We start from the raw sequence: 23,106 nt of genomic DNA on the forward strand, positions 1-23,106 counted from the left end.
GCACGCATTAAAGCTAATGAGCAGGCTGGGGTCGCTTTGGGGCTGGCATTTCGCAGCGCTGAACGGAATGAGGAAACCAGGAGAGCCAGCATGGATGCTGGCGAAAGGCGCAGCCGGAACAGGGATGTTCCGTCTGCGCCGGTCCGTCCGGCTGACGAGTGAAGTGAAGGCACCGCGTCAGCGGCGCGAGGACCGCCAGCCCCAAAGCGACCCCAGACTGCGTTATCACCAGCAACCCAGACTGCGTTATCACCAGCAACCCAGACTGCGTTTCTTCCGAATCTAACCGACTAACATCACGCCAGTAGCGGGCACTGCGGCGGCAGGCGGCAGCTCAGCGCGCCTGGCATCACTTCAATTTCAAATTCGCTGCCGGTCAGCGGTTCGCCATCCAGATTGAACGTCATCTCGTGCGGTGAACGAATGCTCAGCGACTGCAACTGCGCCGAAACAATATTCGGATTCTCATCATTACGCGTCAGCGAATGCAGCAACGTCGGCAACAACTCCTGCGCGGTGACGATGCTCAGATTCAGCTGCCCATCATTGATCAACGCATCCGGACACAGCTTCTGTCCGCCACCTGCCTGACGACCATTACCAATGCCGATCACCAGTGCATCACCTTGCCACTCAAAGCCCGGACCGCTGATCTCACAGCTATCCGGCTTCAGCGCATCTACTCGCATCAAACCATGAATAAAATACGACACGCCGCCTAAAGCCGATTTCAATTTCTCCGGCGTCTCCGTGGTAATACGCGTGCCAAAGCCGCCGGTCGCCATATTGATAAAGTAGCGATCGCCATTTACCCGCGCCAAATCTATCGCGCTGGCTTTACCCAACACCGCCAGACGCAGCGCCGGTTCCATCTCCTCTGGAATCCCCACGCTGGTGGCGAAATCATTGGCCGTGCCAAGCGGCAGAATACCCAGTGCTGGACGCTGCTCTGCAGGCACTGCCGCCAGCGCTGTGGCGATTTCATTGATGGTGCCATCGCCGCCGCCCGCTACCACGGTTTCAGCCTGCAACGCCACCGCTTCCTGCACGTAACGGTCACCGTCGCCCTTTTCCCAGGTCACGCGTACCGCCAGATTAAAACCTTCATCGCGCAGCGTATTCACCGCCGCACGCAAATCTTCATTGCCCGCGCCTTTCCCATTGAGGATTAGCAGCGTCAGTGGTTTATTTTGCATAATCAGTTCCTTGAGGCGAAATACGATGCAGAGGTTATAGCATAGCTGGGCGAGGAACTTTATCGGCGGGCGATGAAAAAAAGAAAACCCGCACGGGGGAGCCGGGCGGGTGAATGAGGTGGGTCCTGGTACTACCTGCTGTTTATTGTTACTCGTTAGCAGCAGGCGGGATTCTAAAGCGAGGCGCAGCGGCGGTCTGTGATCCTGTTCTAACTTCGCGCCTTTCTTTTCATTATGTGCGCTTTTTTCCGTGCGGATCGTAGGTGCTGTTGCCGTCAGTGAAATTTCGCATTAACAAAGCAAAGGCCAGATCCACCGATTCCGGCACCGGGATCCACACCTTATGTCCATCTCCCGGCGCGACATCTACCGCTGCGCCCTTATCATTTTGCATCGATTCCAGCTTACAGTTCAGATTGCCCTGCGGTGTCATGATCTCCACAGAATCACCGAGCAAAAACTTATTCTTCACGGCAATTTGCGCCCAGTCGCCGCGACGCTCACCGGTAAACTCTCCCACAAACTGCTGGCGATCGGATACCGAAAAACCCTGTTCATAGTTCTGATAACTGTCATGCGTATGACGACGCAGGAAACCTTCGGTATAGCCACGATGCGCCAAACCTTCTAGCGTCTCGAGCAGCGCCGGATCGAACGGCTTGCCGGCTGCCGCATCATCGATGGCGCGACGATAAACCTGCGCGGTGCGAGCACAGTAATAGAAAGATTTAGTGCGGCCTTCAATTTTCAGCGAATGTACGCCCATCTGGCTCAGGCGCTCGACATGGGCCACCGCGCGTAAATCCTTTGAGTTCATGATGTAAGTGCCGTGCTCATCTTCAAAGGCACTCATCACTTCACCGGGCTTCATCTTCTCTTCTAACAAGAATACACGGTCGGTCGTCGCGCCAACGCCCAGCGTGGGCTCCTGCACCTCAACCGGCTGGTGGAAGCCGACAATATTGCCCACCTCATCCTGTTTGCCTTCTTCCACTTTGTATTCCCAGCGGCAGGCGTTAGTACAGGTTCCCTGATTCGGATCGCGCTTATTGAGATAACCGGAAAGCAGACAGCGCCCGGAGTAGGCCATGCACAGTGCGCCGTGTACGAAGATCTCAATCTCCATTTCTGGCACCTGCTGGCGAATCTCAGCAATCTCATCCAGCGACAGTTCGCGCGACAGAATCACGCGGGTCAGCCCCATCTGCTGCCAGAACTTCACCGTCGCCCAGTTCACCGCATTGGCCTGCACCGATAGATGAATCGGCATCTCCGGAAAAGCTTCACGCACCAGCATAATCAGGCCGGGATCGGACATGATTAGCGCATCGGGCTGCATCTCCACCACCGGCGTCAGGTCGCGGATAAAGGTTTTCAGCTTGGCGTTATGCGGCGCGATGTTCACCACTACGTAGAATTTCTTGCCCAGCTGGTGCGCTTCTTCAATGCCCTTGGCCAGCACTTCGTGGGTAAATTCATTATTACGCACGCGCAGGCTGTAGCGCGGTTGACCGGCATACACCGCGTCTGCGCCATAGGCAAAGGCATAGCGCATATTCTTCAGCGATCCCGCTGGAGAAAGGAGTTCGGGTTTAAACATGGAGGGAATTCTCACTGATGTCAGGTCAGCATGCCATCGACGATGGCAGGTGCACGAGCCGCATCAAACGGCCCTGCAAAAGGTGGGGAATTGTAGGCAGGGCCGTCGCTGAAGTAAATTGATCTACATCAAGCGAGCGCTACATCAGGCGACAGACGTCCGCTTCCCAGCGATAACCCATGCCGTACACCGCACGAATAAACGGTTGCTCCGCATCGAGGTTTTCCAGCTTGCGACGCAGATTCTTGATATGGCTATCAATAGTGCGGTCAGTGACCACGCGATAATCGTCATAAAGATGATTCAGTAACTGTTCACGCGAGAACACTTTACCCGGCTCCAGCGCCAGGGTTTTCAGCAAGCGGAATTCAGCAGGCGTCAGTTCCAGTTGCTGTTCGCGCCAGCTGGCCTGAAAACGCCCTTCATCAATCAGCAGATGCGAGGCGAGTTGCGCCTCTTCCGGCGAACGTTTCACGCGGCGCAGAATAGTTTTCACACGTGCCACCACTTCACGCGGGCTGAACGGTTTGCAGATGTAATCATCCGCGCCGATTTCCAGCCCCAGCAGGCGGTCGATCTCCTCGGTGCGCGCGGTGACCATAATGATCGGCAGCTCGGAGAAACGGCGGATTTCACGACACAGCGTTAAGCCATCGCGACCCGGCAGCATCAAATCCAGCAGCATCAAATCCGGCGGTGAGTGCTGCACGTAGTTCAGCACTTCATTGCCATCGGCAATATGGTGGGTGCGATAGTTGGACGCCTGCAAATAATCGATCATCAGCTGCGCCAGTTTCGGTTCGTCTTCAACAATAAGAATCAGGGGATCGTGATTATCCGGGCTCATAAGCTATTTCTGGTGAGGAACATACGGCAAGTTTAGCGCGATTTGTAGTCCACCTAAATCAGAGTGCTCCGCAGAAATGCTGCCGCTATGTGCTTCAACAATGTTTTTACAGATCGCCAGGCCTAATCCAGAGCCGCCGCTGGCGCGATTGCGTGAACTTTCAGCACGGAAAAAACGCTCAAAAAGATGTGCCTGATGTTCAGCATCGACGCCGGGCGCGCTATCCGCAAAGCGTAACTGCCAGTAGTCGCCGTGTTGCTGCAGGCTGACCCGTACTTCGCCACCGGCATCGGTATAACGCAGGCTATTCTCCAGCAGATTGGTGAACAACTGCATCAAACGATCCGGATCGCCAAAACTTTCCGCTTTGGTCGGCAGCGCAAGGGTGAGCGTCAAATCCCGGCTGCGATAGCGTTCGCCAAAGCTGCCTGCCACCACTTCCAGCAGATTCACCACATCCACCGGCTGTTTGCGATAGGCGAGGGCGCCCGCGTCAGACAGCGACAGCTGATGCAAATCATCCACCAGTTTAGTCAGCACCACCACTTCACTCTGCAGTGAGGTGATGGCCTCCGGCGTCAGCTTGCGCACACCATCCTGCATCGCCTCCAGCTCACCGCGCATGATCGCCAGCGGTGTGCGCAGCTCGTGGGAGATGTCGGCCATAAAGGCGCGGCGGTTACTTTCGTTCTTCTCCAGCGAACTGGCGAGCTGGTTAAAGTCACGCGCCAGCTGGCCGATTTCATCACTGCTGCCCACTTCCACGCGTGTGGAAAATTTGCCTGCCGCCAGTTCATGGGTGCCATCCACCAGCCGCTTCACCGGGGCCAATAAGCCGCGCGCCAGCAGCCAGGTGACCAGCGCCGCCAGCAGCGTGGTGAGGGTGACGATCATCCAGCTGGTGCGGCGCTGCTGCAGATCAAAGTTGATATCGGTGCTGCGCGTCAGTCGTTCAGCGGGCGAGGCGATCACCCAACCCACCACTTTGCCGGTGCTGGTGGTGATGTTGCGCCGCGTGCCTTCCGGCGGCACCGGTGAGTGTGGCCCGGACAGCACTTTATACTGCTGATCGATAATCCAGAATTGGGTGCGCCAGCCGTGTGGCGGCAACTGCGTACTGCTGCCGGGATTTTGCTCCATCGATCGCAGAATAGTGAAAATCAGGCGGTCGTTGTTCCGCAGGAAATCCCAGTTGCCGTGCTGCTCATACTGATCCGCCAGCGCATCGCTCAGCAGGGTTAAACGCTGTTCATTGCCTTTCTTGATGTAATCAACAAAGCCGTGCTCAAAGCTGAGGCGCACGCCCCAGTGCATGGTGATGATCACCAGCATGCAGGTGGAAAAAATCGCCACAAACAACTTGGCACCAATGCCGAGTTTCAACGGCTGCTTCATGCTTTTCTCCTGCCTCTGAGATCCACGTTCTTACTCACATCTTTGGGTACGCGCCAGAACACCAGTGCTGGCAACACAATCACCAGCGCCATGCACAGGTAGGTATAAATAAAGGTTTGATGTGCGGCGGCGCTGTTGGTCACGGCGCCGTGGGCGAACGCACCCAGCAGCAAGCCTGCCACCGTGACGCCAATACTCATCGACAACTGCATGATCATCGAGAGCAAGCTGTTGCCGCTTGAAGCCAGATCATCCGGTAACTCTTTCAGCGTTAAGGTGTTCATTGAGGAGAAGCGGATGGCATTCACCATGCCTTGCAGCAGCAGGACCACTGGCAGCATCCACACCCATCCGAGCAGCGCCACTGCCGGAAACAGCAACACCACCAGCGCCAGTGCGATAGTCGCCCCGACCAGCGCATTGCGATAGCCAAACAGGTTAACGATGCGCACCACCACGCGTTTGGTGCCCATATTGCCCAGCACCATCGGAATCATCATTAAACCCGCGTGGAACGGGCTGTAGCCGAGGCCCACCTGCAAAAAGATCGGTGTCATAAAGGGCAGCATGCCGCTACCGATGCGTCCGGTGAAGCTGCCGAGCAGGCCAATCGAGTAGATGCGGTTGTCGAACAGCTTCAGGCTAAACAGCGCGTTGTCGTTGTTGCGGCCGTGCATCAGGTAAAACAGCAGGGAGAACACGCCGACCAGAATCAGTGCGCCGAGCAGCAGCGGGGAGCCGCCGGTGCTGCGCTGGCCGTCGAGCGCCAGCGTCAGGGTCGCCATGCCCACTGCCAGCAGCACAAAACCGAGGAAGTCGAAGCGTTTGGTTTGCATGGTGTAATTCGGCATCAGCATCAGGGTGGCAATCGCGCCGATGATGCCGACCGGAATATTAATCAGGAAGATCCAGTGCCAGCTGGCGTATTGCACTAAAATCCCGCCCAGCGCCGGACCGAGCAGCGGACCGATTTGCCCGGGGGTTGTCACAAAGGTCATCGCCGACATGTACTGCTCGCGCGGCACAATTTTCATCACCGTCAAACGCCCGACCGGCACCATCATCGCACCGCCGACGCCTTGCACCACGCGCGCCATCACCAGTTGATCGAGCGAGGTGGAGAAGGCGCACAGCAGCGAACCGATGCTGAACAGCACAATGGCGCAGAAGAAAATGTTACGCACGCCAAAGCGATCCGCCAGCCAGCCGCTGATCGGCAACGTCACGGCCACCGTCAGCACATACGACACGATCACCGAGTGCATGTTGAGTGGGCTGACATTGAGATCGCGCGCCATCGAAGGGATGGCGGTGTTGACGATAGTGGTATCCAGCGCCTGCATAAAGAAGCCGAAGGCGACGATCCACAGCTGCCAGCGCACGGTGGCGTTTTGCGAGTTCATGAAGATTACCGTTATATTAAAGCCAGTTTTCGCTGATTAACCCGTTCACCCGTGAAAATTCGCGCAGGTTGTTGGTAATGAGTGTTAGCGCTTCACTCCGCGCGTGTGCAGCAATGTGTAAATCATTCAGACCGATGGGTGTGCCTTTCTTTTCCAGGTCAGCGCGAATCGAGCCGTATTGAAATGCTGCCCTTTGGTCGTAACTGAGTACGTCCAGACGGGAAACAAAGTCTTCAACAGTGCGTAAATTCCTTTCAGGAAAAGCACTTTTCTCCGCACCATGAACGAGTTCAGCAAGCGTAATCGATGAGATGACCATGCGCCCGACATTGGCATTAAAGCGTTCCAAAACCTCAATCGGGCGGCGTTTGATGACATAGATAACGATGTTGGTATCCAGCATATAGCGATGCATTAAAAATCTTCCCTGTCAGATTGCTCCTGTGACGCACGCTCATTCATAAAATCATCGCTTACGCTGGGGCCATCGAGGAAAAAGCTATCCCAGGCGTTTTCTATTGGTGTGAGAATGCGCTCTTTGCCAATCGCACGCACCGTGACATTTTTCACGTTGTCGGGAAAGCGCACGTCAGCAGGAATACGCACGTTTTGCGTACGATTATTGGTAAACACTGTACCTTGAGACATATAAACCTCCTTCATAGTGACTGGATAAAGTTTACTCGCTTTATGCTATGTAGCAAAGGTGTATGGCATGGTCATTCGGTAATCAATGCCGCTTTTTTACGCCGACTCAGCTTATCCATCATCAGAAACACCACCGGTGTGGTGTAGAGCGTGAGTAGCTGACTCATCACCAGGCCGCCGGCAATAGTGATGCCCAGCGGTTGACGCAGTTCGGCACCGTCGCCGCTGGTCAGCACCAGCGGCAGTGCGCCAAACAGCGCTGCCAGCGTGGTCATCAGAATCGGGCGGAAACGCATCTGGCAGGCCTGGAAAATGGCGTCACGCGCGCTGAGATTGCCGTTGCGCTGTGCCTCCAGCGCGAAATCCACCATCATGATGGCGTTCTTTTTCACGATGCCAATCAGCAGCAATATCCCTATCAGCGCAATCAAACTGAACGGCGTATTAAACAATTCCAGCGCCAGCAGCGCGCCCACGCCGGCCGAAGGCAGGGTGGAAAGAATGGTCAGCGGATGCACGTAGCTCTCATACAAAATCCCCAGCACGATATACACCGCTGCAATTGCCGCCAGCATCAGATACAGCTGGTTGGATTGTGACTGTTCAAATACCTGCGCCGTACCGGCAAAGCTGCCGCGCACGCTGGAGGGCACGCCGAGCGCCGTCATGGTGCGTTCAACGGCGGCTGAAGCCTGGGATAACGACACGCCTTCCGGCAGGTTAAAGGAGATAGTCGAGGCGGCGGACAGGCCTTCGTGGTTCACCGACAGTGGCGCGTTAGCTGGTTGCCATTTGGCGAACCAGCTCAGCGGAATGGCTTTGCCATCGCTGTTGATCACGAACATCTGATCGAGGGCGCTGATATCCTGGGTGTAGCGCGGATCGACCTCCATCACCACTTTGTACTGATTGAGCGGCTGGTAAATGGTGGAGATTTGCCGTTGACCAAAGGCGTTGTTCAGCAGCGCATTGGCGGCCGAGACTTCAATACCCAGCCGCGCCATGCTTTCCCGATCGTAGGTCAGATCCATTTCGCTGCCTTTGTCCTGCTGATCGGAGTTCACGTCCACCAGTTCTGGCAACGCGGCAAACGCCTGACGAATTTTCGGCTCCCACTCACGCAGGTCGGCGAGATTATCCGACAGCAGGCTGTATTGGTAGCTGGCGTTAGATTCACGTCCGCCGATGCGAATATCCTGCACCGCATTGAGATACAGGTTAGCGCCGGGCTCTTTCGCCAGCTTGGTGCGCAGGCGGGCAATCACCTCCTGCGCGTTTTCACTGCGTTCCGACAGCGGCTTAAGTGACACGAACATCGATCCGCTGTTGGTACGCGAACCGCCGGTAAAGCCGGTGACGTTATCCACCGCCGGATCGGCTTTGATGATGTTCATAAAGTCCTGCAGCTTGCCACGCATCGCCTGGAACGAAATGCTCTGATCCGCCGAGATAAAACCGTTTAAGCGGCCGGTGTCTTGTTCCGGCATAAAAGTTTTGGGGATCGAGATAAACAGATACACCGTCAGCCCGACGGTGGCGAGCAGTAGCATCAGCACCCAGATGGCATGATTCAGCACCCAACCCAGCGAGCGCGCGTAGCCGTTTTGCACGCTCAGCATCACTTTGGCAAAACCCCGCGTGCGCGGCTGGCTGCGCTTTTCCTGCGGCTTCAGCAGGTAGGCGCACATCATCGGCGTCAACGTAATCGAAATAAACAGCGAGATGAGGATCGCCACCGACAGCGTGATGGCAAATTCCGAGAAGAAGCGCCCGATAATGCCGCCCAGCATCAGCAGTGGCAGGAACACGGCAATCAGCGACAGACTCATCGACAGCACGGTAAAGCCCACTTCGCGCACGCCGGTTAGCGCCGCCTGTAGCGGTTTCATCCCCGCTTCAACGTGACGCGCGATATTTTCCAGCACCACAATCGCATCATCGACCACGAACCCGGTGGCGATGGTCAGCGCCATCAGTGAGAGGTTGTTGAGGCTGAATCCACACAGATACATGGCGGCAAAGGTGCCAATCAGCGAAACCGGCACGGCGGCGGCCGGGATCAGGGTGGCACGGCCGTCGCGCAGGAACACAAACACCACCAGAATCACCAGCGCCACCGCAATCATCAATGACTGCTCCACTTCTTGCAGCGAGGCGCGAATGGTGGGGGAGCGGTCTTGAGCGATCTGTAAATCGATGGCGGCGGGGATCACCTCATGCAGCAGCGGCATCTCGCTGCGGATGCGATCCACGGTTTCGATGATATTGGCAGCCGGCGATTTGCGCACCACCAGCAGCACGGCCGGTTTGCCATTGGTCATCCCGGCGTTGCGCACGTCCTGCACCGAGTCCTGCACGTTAGCCACATCGCTTAGGCGGACCGCCGCGCCGTTGCTGTAATGCACCACCAGCGGCTGATATTCGCTGGCGGTTTGCAGCTCATCGTTGGTACGTACCTGCCAGCGCTGCTGCACATCATCAATCGCCCCTTGCGGACGGCGCTGGTTGGCATTGCTGATGGCAGTACGGACCGCATCCAGTGATACGCCCTGATTAAATAGCGCCTGCGGATTAAGATCGACGCGCACCGCAGGCAATGAACTGCCGCCCACGGTGACATCACCAACGCCCTGAATCTGCGACAGCTTCTGCGCCAGTTGCGTTGAGGCGTAATCATACAGCTGACCGGGATTATAAATATCCGAGGTCAGCGTCAGGATCATGATCGGTGCATCCGATGGGTTGGCTTTGCGATAGGTCGGACGGCTTGGCATGCCGGTCGGCAGCAGGCTTTGGGCGGCGTTGATGGCGGCCTGCACGTCACGCGCGGCACCGTTGATATCGCGGTCAAAATCGAACACCAGAATCACGCGCGTGCTGCCGAGAGAACTGGTGGAGGTCATTTCACTGACACCGGCTATGCGCCCCAGCGAACGTTCCAGCGGCGTGGCGACCGAAGCAGCCATGGTTTCCGGCGACGCACCGGGCAGCGAAGCGGTAATCACGATCACCGGAAAATCCAGCTGCGGCAGCGGAGCGACTGGCAGCAGACGGAAACCGAGAATACCGGCCAGCGCGATTGCCAGCGTCAGCAGCGTGGTCGCCACTGGCCGATGGATAAACAGCGCGAAGAACTTCACGGCTGCGCCTCGGAACGCTTAAAGCGACGGCGCGTGGCGTGGGCCAGTCGGTCAAACAGCAGATAGATCACTGGCGTGGTAAACAACGTCAGGATTTGGCTGAGGATCAAGCCGCCGACCATGGCAATACCTAACGGATGACGCAGCTCTGCGCCAACACCGGTGCTCAACATCAATGGCAAGGCACCGAGCAGTGCCGCCATCGTGGTCATCAGAATCGGACGGAAACGCAGTAAACAGGCCTGATAGATCGCTTCACGTGGTGCCATACCTTGCTCACGCTCGGCGGCCAGCGCGAAATCGATCATCATGATGGCGTTTTTCTTCACGATACCGATCAGCAAGATAATGCCGATGATGGCGATGATATCCAGCTCGTTGCCGCTCAGCATCAGCGCCAGCAACGCGCCCACGCCCGCCGTCGGTAGTGTGGAGAGAATAGTGATCGGATGGATAAAGCTCTCATACAGCACGCCGAGCACGATATACATTGCCACCACCGCCGCAATAATCAGCCACACGGTACTGGTGAGCGCCGCTTCAAACGCCAGCGTGCTGCCCTGGAACTGCGTCATCATTTCGGCGGGCATGCCGACCTGATCTTCGGCTGCGCTGATGGCTTTCACCGCTTCGCCCAGTGAATAGCCTTCGGCGACATCAAACGAGAAGGTGGCTGACGGGAATTGATCGAGGTGGTTAATGCTCAACGCCGCATGACGCTCTTCGATCTGTGCGATGGCACTCAACGGCACGCTGCCGCCGTCCGTACTGGCCAGGCGAATACCGTCGAGACTGGCCAGGCCCGGCGTTTGCTCATTGTTCTGCTCCAGCACCACGCGATACTGATTGGCCTGAGTATAAATGGTGGAGATCAATCGTTGACCGAAAGCGTTATACAACGCGTTATCGACATCCGCCATGGTGATGCCGAGGCGGCTGGCACTGTCACGATCGACACGGATAAAGGCTTCCAGCCCCTGATCCTGCCAGTCGCTGCTGACGTCACGCAGCTGCGGTAAGCTATTGAGTTGTGCCAGCAGCTTCGGTACCCAGGTGCTGAGTGATTCCAGCGAGCCCGATTGCAGCGTGAACTGGTACGGCGTGCGGCTCGCCTGGGTTTCAATAGTCAGATCCTGCACCGGCTGCAGCCACAGTGAGACGCCAGGCACTTTATCAATCTCTTGCTGCAGGCGTTTCTGTACCGCGGGAATGCGGTCATCACGCTCGCTGAGCGGTTTAAGGTTGATCTGCAAACGCGCGCTGTTCAGTGCCGCATTGGTGCCATCGACGCCGACAAATGACGTCATGCTCTGCACCGCCGGATCTTTCATGATGATCGACGCCAAATCGCGCGTGCGTTCCGCCATGCTGCTGTACGACACCGACTGCGGCGCCTGCAAGGTGCCCTGAATAATGCCGTTGTCCTGCTGCGGGAAGAAGCCTTTCGGTATAGCAATCCACATCACTACCGTCAGCAGCAGCGTGCCGAGCGCCACCGACAGTGTGATCCACGGATGCTGCAATACGCGGGTCAGCCAGCGGCCATAACCGGCAATCACCCGATCAAACATCGCTTCACTGGCTCGCGAGAAGCGGTTCTGCTTGCGCAGCGATTCGGCGCTGAGCATGCGTGCACACATCATCGGCGTGAGCGTGAGCGACACCACGGCTGAGATCAGAATCGCCACCGCCAGCGTCACAGCAAACTCACGGAACAGGCGACCAATCACATCGCCCATAAACAGCAGCGGGATCAGCACCGCAATCAGCGAGAAGGTGAGGGAGATAATGGTGAAGCCGATTTCGCCCGCGCCCTTCAGCGCTGCCGTCATCGGCTTTTCGCCTTTTTCGATATAGCGCGAGATGTTCTCGATCACCACGATGGCATCGTCGACCACAAAGCCGGTGGCAATGGTGAGTGCCATCAGCGTCAGGTTATTGATCGAGAAGCCGAGGAAATACATGGCCGCAAACGTCCCGACCAGCGACAGCGGTACTGCCACGGCCGGGATGATGGTGGCAGGCACGTTACGCAGAAACAGATAGATGATCATCACCACCAGACCAATCGCCAGCATCAGCTCGTGCTGCGTATCCGCTACTGATGCTCGGATATTGGTGGTGCGGTCGGTGAGCAGTTTCACGTCTACCGATTTGGGCAGTGTGGCGGTAAGTGAGGGCAGCACTGTACGAATACTATCAGCGGTGGCAATGATATTGGCACCCGGCTGGCGCTGTACGTTGAGCACAATCGCCTGCTGACGGTTAGCCCAGGCCCCGAGCCAGCTGTTTTCCGCACCTTGTTCAATGGAGGCGACATCACCAAGACGCACTGGCGCACCGTTGTTATAGCTGATGATCAGCTTGCGGTAATCCTCGGCGGAGGTCATCTGATCGTTGGCGGCCAGCGTAATCGATCGCGTTGGGCCATCCAGGCTACCTTTGGCGGAGTTGACGTTGGCGTTGGTAATCGCGGTGCGCACCGTCTCGCTGGTCAAGCCTAACGCGGCCAGTGCCTGGGTGTTCATTTTCACGCGCACAGCTGGGCGTTGTCCGCCGGACAGCGTCACCAGGCCCACACCGGTCACCTGCGAAATTTTCTGCGCCACACGCGTCTCCACCATGTCCTGCACCTGGGTCAGCGGCATGCTGGTGGTGGTGACGGCGAGCGTCATGATCGGTGGATCGGCAGGATTGACCTTGCTGTAGACCGGCGGGTTGGGCAGATCGCTGGGCAGCAGATTGGTGGCAGAGTTGATCGCCGCCTGCACTTCCTGCTCGGCGACATCCAAAGAGAGTGAAAGCTGGAACTGCAAGGTCACCACGGAAGCACCGCCGGAACTCTGCGATGCCATCTGCTTCAGCCCTGACATCTGGCCGAACTGACGTTCAAGCGGGGCGGTAATCGAGGACGTCACCACATCCGGGCTGGCGCCAGGATAGAGCGTGACCACCTGAATCGTCGGGTAATCCACTTCGGGCAGCGCCGATACCGGCAGAAAGCGGTAACCGAGCACGCCCGCCAGCAGAATGGCAATCATCAGCAGCGTGGTCGCCACCGGGCGCAGAATAAACAGGCGTGACGGACCGCCGCTGCTGTCCTGAGGCATCACCTGCATTATTGACGCTCTCCGCGCGCAGGCTGGGCGGCGCGCGTGCTGTGTGTGGCGGTACTTTGCGGTGATACCACTTCAACGGTGGCACCTTCGGTCAGACGATCCAATCCGTCAGTGACCACGCGCTCACCGGCGTCGAGCCCGGCGCTGATTACCACTTTCTGGCTGTCCTGCAAGCCCGCCGTTACGCGCTTCTTGCTCACTTTGTTTTCGCTGTTGACCACCCAGACAAAGTGACCGTCGTTGCTCATTTGTAGCGCAGCCGTTGGGATCACCACCGCATCCTGCAGCGTGTCCACTTTCAGACGCGCATTCACAAACTGATTGGGGAACAGCGTGTCATCCTGATTATCAAATCGCGCTTTGAGTTTGATGGTGCCGGTAGTGGCATCAATCTGGTTATCTAGGCTGAGCAGGGTGCCGCTGGTGAGCAGGGTTTTGTTGCTGCGATCCCAGGCTTCGACTATCAGCGGCTGGCCGCTTTTTTGTGCCTTGAGGATCTGGCTGATGTTGTTCTCGGCGACGCTAAACACCACGTCAATCGGATGGGTTTCAGTGATCACGACCAGGCCAGTGGTATCGCCGGACGTAATGTAGTTGCCGACATCGACCTGCTTCAGGCCTACGCGACCGGAGATCGGCGCGGTAATGCGGCTGTAGGTGAGATTGAGCTGCGCGCTGGCGACGTTGCCTTCATCGGCTTTAATCGTGCCCAGCGTTTCACTCACCAGCGAACGTTGCGTGTCCAGTTCCTGCTGCGACACCAGTGAGGTTTTCGCCAGTTTTTCATAGCGACTGAGATCGCGGCGTGCATTGGCCAGCGTGGCCTGATCTTTTGCCAGCTGGCCTTGTGCCTGAATCAACGCCACCTGATACGGACGGGGATCGATCTCGGCAAGCAGCGCACCCGCTGCGACCTGCTGACCTTCCTTGAAATGTAATGCCATCAGCTGGCCGTCAACGCGACTGCGTACCGTCACGGTATTGGCGGCGGTAACGGTGCCAAGCCCGCTGAGATAGTAGGGAACGCTCTGGGTCGTTGCGGCAGCGGCCTGCACCGGTGCTAAAGGACGGCGATTAGCCCCGCCTGCGCCGCGGCCATGATGCTGCTGGCCTTCGGCTTGCGGCTGCTTACTCGGTTCCGCAGGATGCTGCCACCAATAATATCCACCCGCCAGTGCGGCAATCACGACAACGGTTATCAGGCTTTTTTTCATTCGGCTGTTCATTGCTATGTTGCTCTCCAGCGGTTTCGTATTCCCCAAATGCGAAAGCAAAATGGCCGTTTCGCAAACGAAATGATTGTAGACGCCCGGGCCGGGCAAAAATTGAAGGAATTAAGAATATCTCCGCTAGCGGGCTAAGTATTCATATTGTGTAAACATTTTGGCAGGAAAACGCATAAGCGCAGCGATTTCCTTTGCTAAGCTCAAAGGCAGTCATGTCTCGTTTCAATAAGGAGAACAAAATGAGTCAACAGAAAACCCGTCAGCTTGGCGACAGTGGTATTCAGGTTCCGCTTCTCACTTTTGGCGGCAACGTTTTCGGCTGGACAGTCGACGAGAAAACCTCGTTCTCACTGCTCGACGCGCTGGTAGAAAAAGGACTGTTCTTTATCGATACCGCGGACGTTTATTCGCGCTGGGCTCCCGGTAATGAAGGGGGCGAGTCTGAAACTATCATTGGTAAATGGCTGAAAAAAAGCGGCAAGCGCGACAGTATTGTGCTGGCGACGAAAGTGGGAATGGAGCTGTCTCCGGAGAAAACCGGGCTAAAACCGGCTTACATCCGTCAGGCAGTGGAAGATTCGCTGCGCCGTTTGCAAACTGATGTGATCGATCTCTATCAGGCGCACCGCGACGACCAGGATACGCCGCTGGTCGATACACTTAAAGCCTTTGATTCGCTGATTAAAGAAGGCAAAGTGCGTGCAATTGGCGCCTCCAACTACAATGCTAAACGCCTGCAGGAAGCGCTGGATATCAGTAAAAAAGAGGGGCTGGCGCGCTATGAAACGCTACAGCCAGAATACAACCTGTATGACCGCCAGGAGTATGAAGGTGGGCTGGAGCAGGTGGCGGTTAAAAATGGCCTCGGCGTGATCAACTACTACTCGTTGGCCAGCGGATTCCTGAGCGGCAAATACAAAAAGCCGGAAGATGCCAGCAAGAGTAAACGCGGGCAGGGCATCGTCGAGAAGTATCTTAACGAGCGCGGCAAGCGCATTGTCGAAGCGCTGGAGGATGTGGCGGCTTCACACGATGCATCAGCGACTCAGGTCGCGCTGGCGTGGCAGATTGCTCGTCCGAGCATCACCGCACCTATCGTCAGTGCCACCTCGCTGGAGCAGATTAACGAACTGGTGAAAGCCACTGAGTTAGAGTTGAGTAAGCAAGAGATCGAGGAACTGGCGAGCGCCAGTAAGGCGTAATCCTCACGGGACGCGACGGCGTCCCGCTTTATTTTGTTTTTTTGCCATGCAAAAAATGCCATTTCTGTAAAAACATATTCATTCATAGACCCTTGTCACAGTTGCGTTAATTAACTATCACCCAGCCAATGAGTGCGCACATATTTGCAAAAATTGACATAGCGCCAGCACTATCCTCTGTTCGATCCTTTCCCGTTACATCACAAAAGAATAAAGATCATGAACAGAAAAAAAGCAGTGCAGCATATGCCCCGTCTGGCAGCGGGCACCCTGATGTTTGCGATGTTGAGTACATCAGCAATGGCGGCTGATGCATTCAGCTATGACTCACCTTACATGTTCGGCGATTGGGGTGGTTCCCGAACGCAGCTGGAAAAAGACGGCATCAAATTCGACGTCAACTACACCATGGAGAGCGCTTCTAACCTCGGCGGCGGCGCGGATACCAACACTTCCATGCGTTACAGCGATCAGTGGGCGTTTGGCGCCAACTTTGACCTGGAAAAACTGCTGAACTGGCAGGATGCGCAATTCCAGATGACCATCACTGACCGTAATGGGCAAAACATCTCCGATCAGGTCGCCGATCGTCGCACGGGCATGCTCTCTTCAACGCAGGAAGTGTATGGCCGTGGACAAACCTGGCGCCTGACGCAGTTCTGGCTGAGCAAAGGTTTGTTTGATGACGCGGTTAACCTGAAAGCCGGTCGTGTCACTGTCGGTGAAGACTTCGATAACTTCGACAGTAAGTTCCAGAACCTGGCCTTTGGTAGTGGTCAGGCGGGTAACTGGCGTGGCGATCGCTGGTTTAACTGGCCGGTTTCCCAGTGGGGCGGCCGTGTGAAATTCAACATCACCCCGGAAGTGTTCTTCCAGGTCGGCTTTTATAACCAGAACAGTTCCAACTACGATCGCGGCGATGGCTTCCGTCTCGACACCAGCAATTCCGAAGGCAATATGGTGCCGGTGGAACTGGGCTGGAAACCGACTTTCGGTGCCGACAAACTGCCGGGTAACTACCGTATCGGGTATTACTACTCGTCAGCCAACAGCGATAACTATGGCAGCTGGCGCGATGGCGCTTATCAGAGCCAGGATCACGCCTACGGTGGCTACGTGCTGTTGCAACAGCAGCTGACAGCGCAGGGCGGTGACGCCAGCCGTGGTTTGGGCGTGACGGTACAGGCAGTGATGAACGACCACAAAACCTCGAAAACCGACAACTACCAGTCCATTAGCTTCACCTGGAAAGGGCCGTTTGATGCGCGTCCACAGGATGAAATCGGTGTCGGTGCGGCGCGTATCCACGTGAATAGCGCCTATACCCGTTCGCTGCGTGAGCAGAACAACGCTAACGGCGAAACTGACTTCAACAGCCCGACCTATTTGCCGATTCAGGATGGCTCGGAATATAACTATGAGATCTATTACAACGCTCAGCTGACCAAATGGCTGCAGCTGCGTCCGAACCTGCAGTATGTGGTGGCACCGGGTGCAGTGAGTGAAGTGAAAGATGCGTTTGTCGGTGGCATCGCGGCGAATATTAATTTCTGATTCGCGGATGCACATGAAAATGGCGGCCAGGGTGGCCGCCATTTTTTGTCGCTTACCCATAGTGGCACAACGCCATTCGCCTCAGCCGGCGAGTCAGTCGCTTGTGCGGTGGCCGAGGGTGCAGGTCGCGGTTGCGATTAACGGAACATCACTTCTGCCCAGCGCGCCAGACCGGCGGTCACTGAGCCAAAGTCATCACCACCCGCAATTGGCGTGTCCGGCAAGGCCTGCTGCAATGCCGCACGCAGCACTGGCGAACGCGCACTGCCGCCGGTCAGGTAGATCACTTCCGGTTTGGTTTCACAGGTGGCGAGTGCCAGATGCACCTGCTCCAGGATGCGCTCCAGTGGCTGGTTGATGGCTTCTTCCAGTTGCGTGGCGCTGATATCAGCCTGCAGTGACTGGGCGATAAACGCCAGCGACGCTTCGGTTTCCGGCAATTCGGACAAGGCGATTTTGCTCTCTTCCGCCGCACGCACCAGACGATAACTCAGCTTCTGCTGCCACACTTTCAGCAGGTGCGCCACTTTGTCACCTTGCTCTGCATCGCGAATCAAATCGCGCAGCAGTTTACCGCTCGCGGCAGAGTAGAAGTCGCTTTGCGCCGGAACATCGTTAATCGCCACCGCGTTCCACCACGGCAGTGCGGGCAGGGCGGTGCCTTTTTGCGTGTTACCGCCCAGACCCAGTAAAGGCATCAGGGTTTTGAACGCGAGGATAATATCCAGATCGTTACCGCCCACGCGGCAACCTGAATGGCCCAGTAAACTTTCGCGGCGGTCGGTTTTATTGCGCCACTCTGGACCCATCAACAGCATCGAGCAGTCGGTGGTTCCGCCGCCGATATCGACCACCAGCACGCGCGTTTCTTTCTCTAACGTTGCTTCAAAGTCCAGCCCGGCGGCAACCGGTTCAAACTGGAATTCCACGTCGCGGAAACCCGCACGCTTCGCTGCACGCAACAGAATACCCTGCGCCTGCTGGTTTGCCTCTTCGCCGCCAAGGCCCTGGAAGTTGATCGGGCGGCCGATCACGGCTTGCTCAATCGGACGGTCGAGTTGGGTTTCGCCCTGCTGGCGAATGTGCAGCATCATGGCGCACACCAGATCTTCGAAGAAGGCGATTTGCTGTGGTTTTAAGCCGTTGGCACCAAGGAAGGATTTCGGTGATTTCACGAACCACACTTCTTCCGGATCGACCATATATTGTTGCAGCGCGGTCAGGCCGAACTGCACGCTGCCTGGCGTGACATCGATATCTTCTTCACGGTTGTAACGCAGTGCGCGCTGAAGCAGCGCGGTACCCTCTGTATCCGGTGTCGGCACCTGATGATGGCGGTGCAGCCATTCGCTGATTGCTTCACGCGTGGGTGCACAAATCATGGAGGGAAGCAGGCGCTGACCCTTCTCCAGTGTCAGCAGGCGCGGTGTACCGTTATCGCTGACCGCGATAGAACAGTTGGCCGTGCCGTAATCGAATCCGATGAACATTTTATCCCCCATGCCAGAAAAAAGGGGGCGACTTTAGCGCAGCCAGCGCGGGCTGGCAATGATCACATTTGTACTTCCTGATAAACGTGATATTGACCACGGCCCGCATGTTTCGCGCTATAGCAGGCGACATCCGCCTGTGACATCACCACATTGCGGATGCAGTTGTGCTGATCAATCTGCGTGATCCCGGCGCTGGCGCCCACATGATAAGGATGATCGTGCCACAGGAAAGTGTATTCGTTGACCGAAGTGACAATACGCTGAACCACCTCGCGCACCTGGTCAACGTGACTGTTCGGTAGCAATACGCCAAATTCATCGCCGCCCAAACGCGCCAGCAGATCGCTGCTGCGCAGGTGTTTTTGCATCAACTCCGCCAGTTCACGCAGCAGGGCGTCGCCTGCCGCATGACCTGCGTTGTCATTCACCGCTTTGAATTTATCCAGATCGATAAACACCAGCACATGCTGAGTGTTGTTGGCCGCAGCATCGTTCACCACGCGTTTGAGTTGCTGTTCAAAGCTATGGCGATTCGGTAGCCGCGTCAGCATATCGTGTGAAGCACTGTAGCTGAGGCGTTTCATCATTTTGCGTGATTCACTGACATCCTGAATAACCATCACCGCACCGATGCTGGCGCCGGTGAGGGTTTTCAAAGGGGTAATGCTGTAGTGAATTTCCACCTGCACACCCTCCGGCGTGTGCAGCACCAGCTCTTCTTCCAGGTCGGGTGAGGTTTTTATGCCCGGCAAGTTACACAGCAGTAAATTCTCTACGCGCGGACCGTTAGCACCACGCGTGATATTTAACAGCTCGCTTAACGCCACTCCCGCCGCTTTTTCCTGAGGCCAGCCGCTCAGCGTTTCGGCCACCGGGTTCATAAAGGTCACGCGCATCTCATCGTCGGTACTTATCACCGCTTCGCCAATCGAATCGAGGGTGATCGCCATACGCTCTTTTTCCTGGAATAGTGCTTCGTTGAGCGCGCGCAGTGGTGTAATGTCCTGACAGATGCCGAGCATGCGTTCGATTTGACCATCCTGGCTGAGAATGCGGTTAGCCTCGGTGCGCACATAGCGCGAGCCACTGGGCAGATTGACACGGTATTCCATTTGGAAAGCGCTGCGCTGTTCAATCGCCTGCTGCACGATGAGTGCGGCCGTTTCGCGTTCTGTTGGTTCTATCAGATGCAACCACACGTCATAGGTGGGCACCTGATGCGGACCGAGCGCAAATAGCTCGTACATGCGCTTGTCCCACAGCATCTCACCGCTCAGCAGGTTCCACTCCCATACGCCGATACCGCCCGCCTCGTTAGCCAGCGTGATGCGTTCCATCAGGCGGCGATTCACTTGTTCACTCTGTTTGAGTTCAGAAATATCGACTATCTGCGCAATAAAATAGAGCGGCTGGTCTTCAGCATCGCGCACCATAGAAACCGTGAGGCGCGCCCAGACAATTTCGCCATCTTTGCGGAAATAGCGCTTCTCCAAGGTGTAGCTCATGATGTCACCCGCCACCAAACGCTCCAGCTGTTGCAGGTCGCTGTTGAGATCATCAGGATGGGTAATCTGCTGGAAAGTGAGTTTTTTCAGCTCGTCAGCCGGAAAGCCCAGCGTGTGACATAGCGATTGATTGACCTGCTGCCAGCCGCCATTGGGCGACACCAGCGCCATGCCAATCGCCGAATACTCCATCGCATGGCGGAAGCGGGTCTCCTTCTCGCTGATATGATGCTTTTCGCGCTGGAACGCATCCATCACCAGCGCCATCACATGACTGGGTAGCAGCACTAACAGGAATGGTAACCAGGTGCTGACCTGGCCGAGTAACAGACCGGTCTGTGCCAGGTTAACGAAACTGAATGCCAGCAGAATGGAGATAAAACTGGCATTGAGAAAGAACAGTAAAAAGGCTTCGAACTTCGGTAGCCGCACCGCGCACCAAAACAGGATGACCACAATAAAGGTGAAAGGCCACGGCAGAAAACGCAGCGACAAATAGCTGGCCAGTAGGGTGACGATCAGTGTCAGCAGCGTTTCCAGCTGACGACCGGGGGTGATTAATTGACGCAGCGGCTTGTTGGGCCATAACAACAGCACGGGGCCGAATGCCAGCACGCCAATCACTTCGGAGATCACCCAGGTAGAAAAGAAGGGCAACGACGCACGATGCCCCACCTGCAGCATCCAGACGGCCACCACACCGCCAATCAGCGGCGCAATCAACCCGGCGCAGACGGCAAATCGCACCCAATCGAGCAGCGAATTCAGGGGATTTCTGCGATCCAGCAGCGCGCGCAACATCAGGCCGCCGAGAATGGCCTGCACCATATTCAGGATGGCAAATTTAAGGTTGCTCAGCGCCGGACCGATGACGATTAAATTGGCCAGCGAGGTGCCGATGACACAGCTGAGCAGCAGCAGCGGAACATGTTTTGAGGGGGCACGAAAAACCACCACCGTCATCAGGGCGGTGGAGTACCAAAGCGGGGAAATGCGTCCGCTGACCACAATCAGTTCGAGACAAAACAGCGTCAGTAAAAAGGCCAATGCACCCAAAAACAGTGCGTTGAGCCATTTTCTTTGCGGTCTATCCTGTGAGGTTAATATTTCCAGGGTCATGCACGAATCCAGCAGCGCGCATTCGTTACACGTCGAAAAATGCGCCAATCATTCTCTGTTTTGCATGCTAGCACATCTGTCTAAGATGTCTGCGCAGAATCTAGTTTAGCCCTGATTCAATGAAAGTTTTGGCCCTGACAGAAAAATGATTAATCGCGAAACAGATCGGCGCGCGTATAGGGTTTTTCTAATCCGGCGAGATGGGCGGAAAAACGTTCAAGAAATTGCTGCGTGGTGGCCACGCGGCCATGACTCATCAACACCAGCGGCACCAGCAGGGCGACACACACTTGCGCCAGGCTGAAGCCCTTCAGAGCGGTGCGGCGCTGTGTCAACAGGAATGCACTGCTCAGCGTAAAGCCCAGCATCAGGCCGGTGAGCACTTCACTGAAGGAGTGCGCGTGGATCACGAGGCGAGACAGGCCGACCATCATCGGGATCAGATAGCCAATACCAATGGTCAGTGTGCGCCAAAAGGTCGGAAAACGGCCTGAAACCAGCCACATCATCACCGGCCAGAGCGTTGCTGACATGGCGCTGTGGCCGCTGAATCCGGTGAAGTTAAATCTGGCGCTGCCAATGCCAAACCCAAGAAACAGGATTTTAGACAGGCTAACCAGCAGGCCCGCCAGGCCAAAAGCGAGCAGCCAATACCAGACAGTCTGGCGGTTGTCGCTTTTCCACTGCAACACCAGCGCGATAATCACGGCGGTCGGGATCAGCAACATGCTGTCACCAAAATAGGTCAGGGTTTTCCAACTCATATTTTTCCTTGGGCTTTATTGAGTCAACCTGGGGGGTACACCACTCAGGCAGGAGAACAGTGTATCGATTAAGCATCTGGCTGCAAAAGGGGATATTCTGAAAAGCGGCGGGCCCATTTCTCTGGCATCAAACAGGTGAAATACCTATAATTGCCGCCAACTAACCCTCTCAATCGGCCCATTGCGGTTTCGGCTTCAATTGGCTCCAGTTATCAGGTCTTAAAAAAGTATGACTGACAAGTCTCATCAGTGCGTGATCGTTGGCATCGCAGGTGCATCCGCATCCGGAAAAAGTCTTATTGCCAGCACGCTCTATCGTGAAATCCGTGACCAGGTCGGTGACGAGCATATCGGTGTGATCCCCGAAGATGCCTACTACAAAGATCAGAGCCACCTCACCATGGAAGAGAGGGTGAAAACCAACTATGACCATCCCAGCGCGATGGACCACGATCTGCTGTTGCAGCATCTGCGCGCGTTAAAGGCGGGTCAGGATATTGAGTTGCCGGTTTATAGCTACGTTGAACACACGCGCACCAGTGACTGTATTCATCTTAAGCCGAAAAAAGTGATCATCCTTGAGGGCATTCTGCTGCTGACCGATGCGCGTCTGCGTCAGGAGATGAACTTCTCTATCTTCGTAGATACCCCGCTGGATATCTGTCTGATGCGTCGCATGAAGCGCGATGTGAATGAGCGTGGTCGTTCCATGGATTCGGTGATGAGCCAGTATCAGAAGACCGTGCGTCCAATGTTCCTGCAGTTTATCGAGCCTTCCAAACAATACGCTGACATTATCGTGCCGCGTGGCGGGAAGAACCGCATCGCCATCGATATTCTCAAAGCCAAGATTAACCAATATCTTTGAAAATACTGCGTCCGGATGGACGTGACG

The 23,106-nt window shown here is 56.1% G+C and carries 16 protein-coding genes; 3 read left to right on the forward strand and 13 right to left on the reverse strand.

Going from position 1 to position 23,106, the window contains the following annotated elements; genetic code table 11:
• Positions 1-296: 296 nt before the first annotated feature.
• The 10 genes from yegS to CRO33_RS00985 form a co-directional block, all read right to left on the reverse strand.
• Positions 297-1,196 (reverse strand): lipid kinase YegS, encoded by a 900-nt coding sequence (gene yegS, locus CRO33_RS00940; protein WP_034824860.1) that lies wholly within the window; start codon positions 1,194-1,196, stop codon positions 297-299.
• Between the two features lie 232 nt (positions 1,197-1,428).
• On the reverse strand, positions 1,429-2,796 hold the full coding sequence (trhP, locus tag CRO33_RS00945; RefSeq protein ID WP_097116630.1) for a prephenate-dependent tRNA uridine(34) hydroxylase TrhP: 1,368 nt from the start codon (positions 2,794-2,796) through the stop codon (positions 1,429-1,431).
• Positions 2,797-2,935: 139 nt separating this feature from the next.
• Positions 2,936-3,643, reverse strand: coding sequence for a two-component system response regulator BaeR (baeR, locus tag CRO33_RS00950; RefSeq protein ID WP_097116631.1), 708 nt, complete (start codon positions 3,641-3,643; stop codon positions 2,936-2,938).
• A gap of 3 nt (positions 3,644-3,646) precedes the next feature.
• Positions 3,647-5,038 carry a two-component system sensor histidine kinase BaeS gene (gene baeS / locus CRO33_RS00955; RefSeq protein WP_097116632.1) on the reverse strand — a complete coding sequence of 464 codons (1,392 nt, stop codon included), beginning with the start codon at positions 5,036-5,038 and terminating at the stop codon, positions 3,647-3,649.
• Positions 5,035-6,441 (reverse strand): MFS transporter, encoded by a 1,407-nt coding sequence (locus CRO33_RS00960; protein ID WP_058961407.1) that lies wholly within the window; start codon positions 6,439-6,441, stop codon positions 5,035-5,037. Before CRO33_RS00960 ends, baeS begins: the two co-directional genes overlap by 4 nt.
• 16 nt (positions 6,442-6,457) lie before the next feature.
• Positions 6,458-6,856: a type II toxin-antitoxin system tRNA(fMet)-specific endonuclease VapC gene (gene vapC / locus CRO33_RS00965; RefSeq protein ID WP_097116633.1), complete on the reverse strand. Its 399-nt coding sequence runs from the start codon at positions 6,854-6,856 to the stop codon at positions 6,458-6,460.
• The gene (gene vapB / locus CRO33_RS00970; protein ID WP_034824846.1) at positions 6,856-7,089 is read right to left on the reverse strand and encodes a type II toxin-antitoxin system VapB family antitoxin; all 234 of its coding nucleotides are present in this window, start codon (positions 7,087-7,089) and stop codon (positions 6,856-6,858) included. Before vapB ends, vapC begins: the two co-directional genes overlap by 1 nt.
• A gap of 71 nt (positions 7,090-7,160) precedes the next feature.
• Entirely contained in the window at positions 7,161-10,229 is a 3,069-nt protein-coding gene (mdtC, locus tag CRO33_RS00975) for a multidrug efflux RND transporter permease subunit MdtC (protein ID WP_097116634.1), read from the reverse strand.
• Positions 10,226-13,348 carry an MdtB/MuxB family multidrug efflux RND transporter permease subunit gene (locus CRO33_RS00980; RefSeq protein WP_097116635.1) on the reverse strand — a complete coding sequence of 1,041 codons (3,123 nt, stop codon included), beginning with the start codon at positions 13,346-13,348 and terminating at the stop codon, positions 10,226-10,228. The genes mdtC and CRO33_RS00980 overlap by 4 nt, the downstream gene beginning before the upstream one ends.
• A complete protein-coding gene (locus tag CRO33_RS00985) occupies positions 13,348-14,574 on the reverse strand; it encodes an MdtA/MuxA family multidrug efflux RND transporter periplasmic adaptor subunit (protein WP_097116636.1) in 1,227 nt (408 codons plus the stop codon). Before CRO33_RS00985 ends, CRO33_RS00980 begins: the two co-directional genes overlap by 1 nt.
• Before the next feature lie 239 nt (positions 14,575-14,813).
• On the opposite strand from CRO33_RS00985, the gene CRO33_RS00990 reads away from it, so the two are divergent.
• A complete protein-coding gene (locus CRO33_RS00990) occupies positions 14,814-15,776 on the forward strand; it encodes an aldo/keto reductase (protein ID WP_097116637.1) in 963 nt (320 codons plus the stop codon).
• Between the two features lie 219 nt (positions 15,777-15,995).
• Entirely contained in the window at positions 15,996-17,330 is a 1,335-nt protein-coding gene (locus CRO33_RS00995; protein ID WP_176505709.1) for a carbohydrate porin, read from the forward strand.
• A 137-nt stretch (positions 17,331-17,467) separates the two neighbouring features.
• Here the strand turns inward: CRO33_RS00995 and yegD are convergent, their stop codons facing one another.
• From yegD to CRO33_RS01010, 3 genes are all read right to left on the reverse strand, one after another.
• Positions 17,468-18,820 (reverse strand): molecular chaperone, encoded by a 1,353-nt coding sequence (gene yegD, locus CRO33_RS01000; protein ID WP_097116638.1) that lies wholly within the window; start codon positions 18,818-18,820, stop codon positions 17,468-17,470.
• A gap of 62 nt (positions 18,821-18,882) precedes the next feature.
• A complete protein-coding gene (locus CRO33_RS01005) occupies positions 18,883-21,447 on the reverse strand; it encodes a diguanylate cyclase (RefSeq protein WP_097116639.1) in 2,565 nt (854 codons plus the stop codon).
• A gap of 149 nt (positions 21,448-21,596) precedes the next feature.
• On the reverse strand, positions 21,597-22,211 hold the full coding sequence (locus CRO33_RS01010; protein ID WP_097116640.1) for a phosphatase PAP2 family protein: 615 nt from the start codon (positions 22,209-22,211) through the stop codon (positions 21,597-21,599).
• A 229-nt stretch (positions 22,212-22,440) separates the two neighbouring features.
• Between CRO33_RS01010 and udk the strand changes: the two genes are divergently transcribed.
• A complete protein-coding gene (gene udk / locus CRO33_RS01015; RefSeq protein ID WP_034824830.1) occupies positions 22,441-23,079 on the forward strand; it encodes a uridine kinase in 639 nt (212 codons plus the stop codon).
• The last annotated feature ends 27 nt before the right edge of the window (positions 23,080-23,106 follow it).

Source organism: Pantoea sp. GL120224-02, from assembly GCF_900215395.1.
Lineage (GTDB): Bacteria > Pseudomonadota > Gammaproteobacteria > Enterobacterales > Enterobacteriaceae > Pantoea > Pantoea communis.

Coding starts and splice junctions, on each gene's coding strand:
- yegD (WP_097116638.1), bottom strand. CDS start 18,820: ATGTTCATCGGATTCGATTACGGCACGGCCAACTGTTCTATCGCGGTC.
- vapC (WP_097116633.1), bottom strand. CDS start 6,856: ATGCATCGCTATATGCTGGATACCAACATCGTTATCTATGTCATCAAA.
- yegS (WP_034824860.1), bottom strand. CDS start 1,196: ATGCAAAATAAACCACTGACGCTGCTAATCCTCAATGGGAAAGGCGCG.
- CRO33_RS01005 (WP_097116639.1), bottom strand. CDS start 21,447: ATGACCCTGGAAATATTAACCTCACAGGATAGACCGCAAAGAAAATGG.
- baeR (WP_097116631.1), bottom strand. CDS start 3,643: ATGAGCCCGGATAATCACGATCCCCTGATTCTTATTGTTGAAGACGAA.
- CRO33_RS00985 (WP_097116636.1), bottom strand. CDS start 14,574: ATGAACAGCCGAATGAAAAAAAGCCTGATAACCGTTGTCGTGATTGCC.
- baeS (WP_097116632.1), bottom strand. CDS start 5,038: ATGAAGCAGCCGTTGAAACTCGGCATTGGTGCCAAGTTGTTTGTGGCG.
- trhP (WP_097116630.1), bottom strand. CDS start 2,796: ATGTTTAAACCCGAACTCCTTTCTCCAGCGGGATCGCTGAAGAATATG.
- CRO33_RS01010 (WP_097116640.1), bottom strand. CDS start 22,211: ATGAGTTGGAAAACCCTGACCTATTTTGGTGACAGCATGTTGCTGATC.
- udk (WP_034824830.1), top strand. CDS start 22,441: ATGACTGACAAGTCTCATCAGTGCGTGATCGTTGGCATCGCAGGTGCA.
- CRO33_RS00995 (WP_176505709.1), top strand. CDS start 15,996: ATGAACAGAAAAAAAGCAGTGCAGCATATGCCCCGTCTGGCAGCGGGC.
- CRO33_RS00960 (WP_058961407.1), bottom strand. CDS start 6,441: ATGAACTCGCAAAACGCCACCGTGCGCTGGCAGCTGTGGATCGTCGCC.
- CRO33_RS00980 (WP_097116635.1), bottom strand. CDS start 13,348: ATGCAGGTGATGCCTCAGGACAGCAGCGGCGGTCCGTCACGCCTGTTT.
- vapB (WP_034824846.1), bottom strand. CDS start 7,089: ATGTCTCAAGGTACAGTGTTTACCAATAATCGTACGCAAAACGTGCGT.
- CRO33_RS00990 (WP_097116637.1), top strand. CDS start 14,814: ATGAGTCAACAGAAAACCCGTCAGCTTGGCGACAGTGGTATTCAGGTT.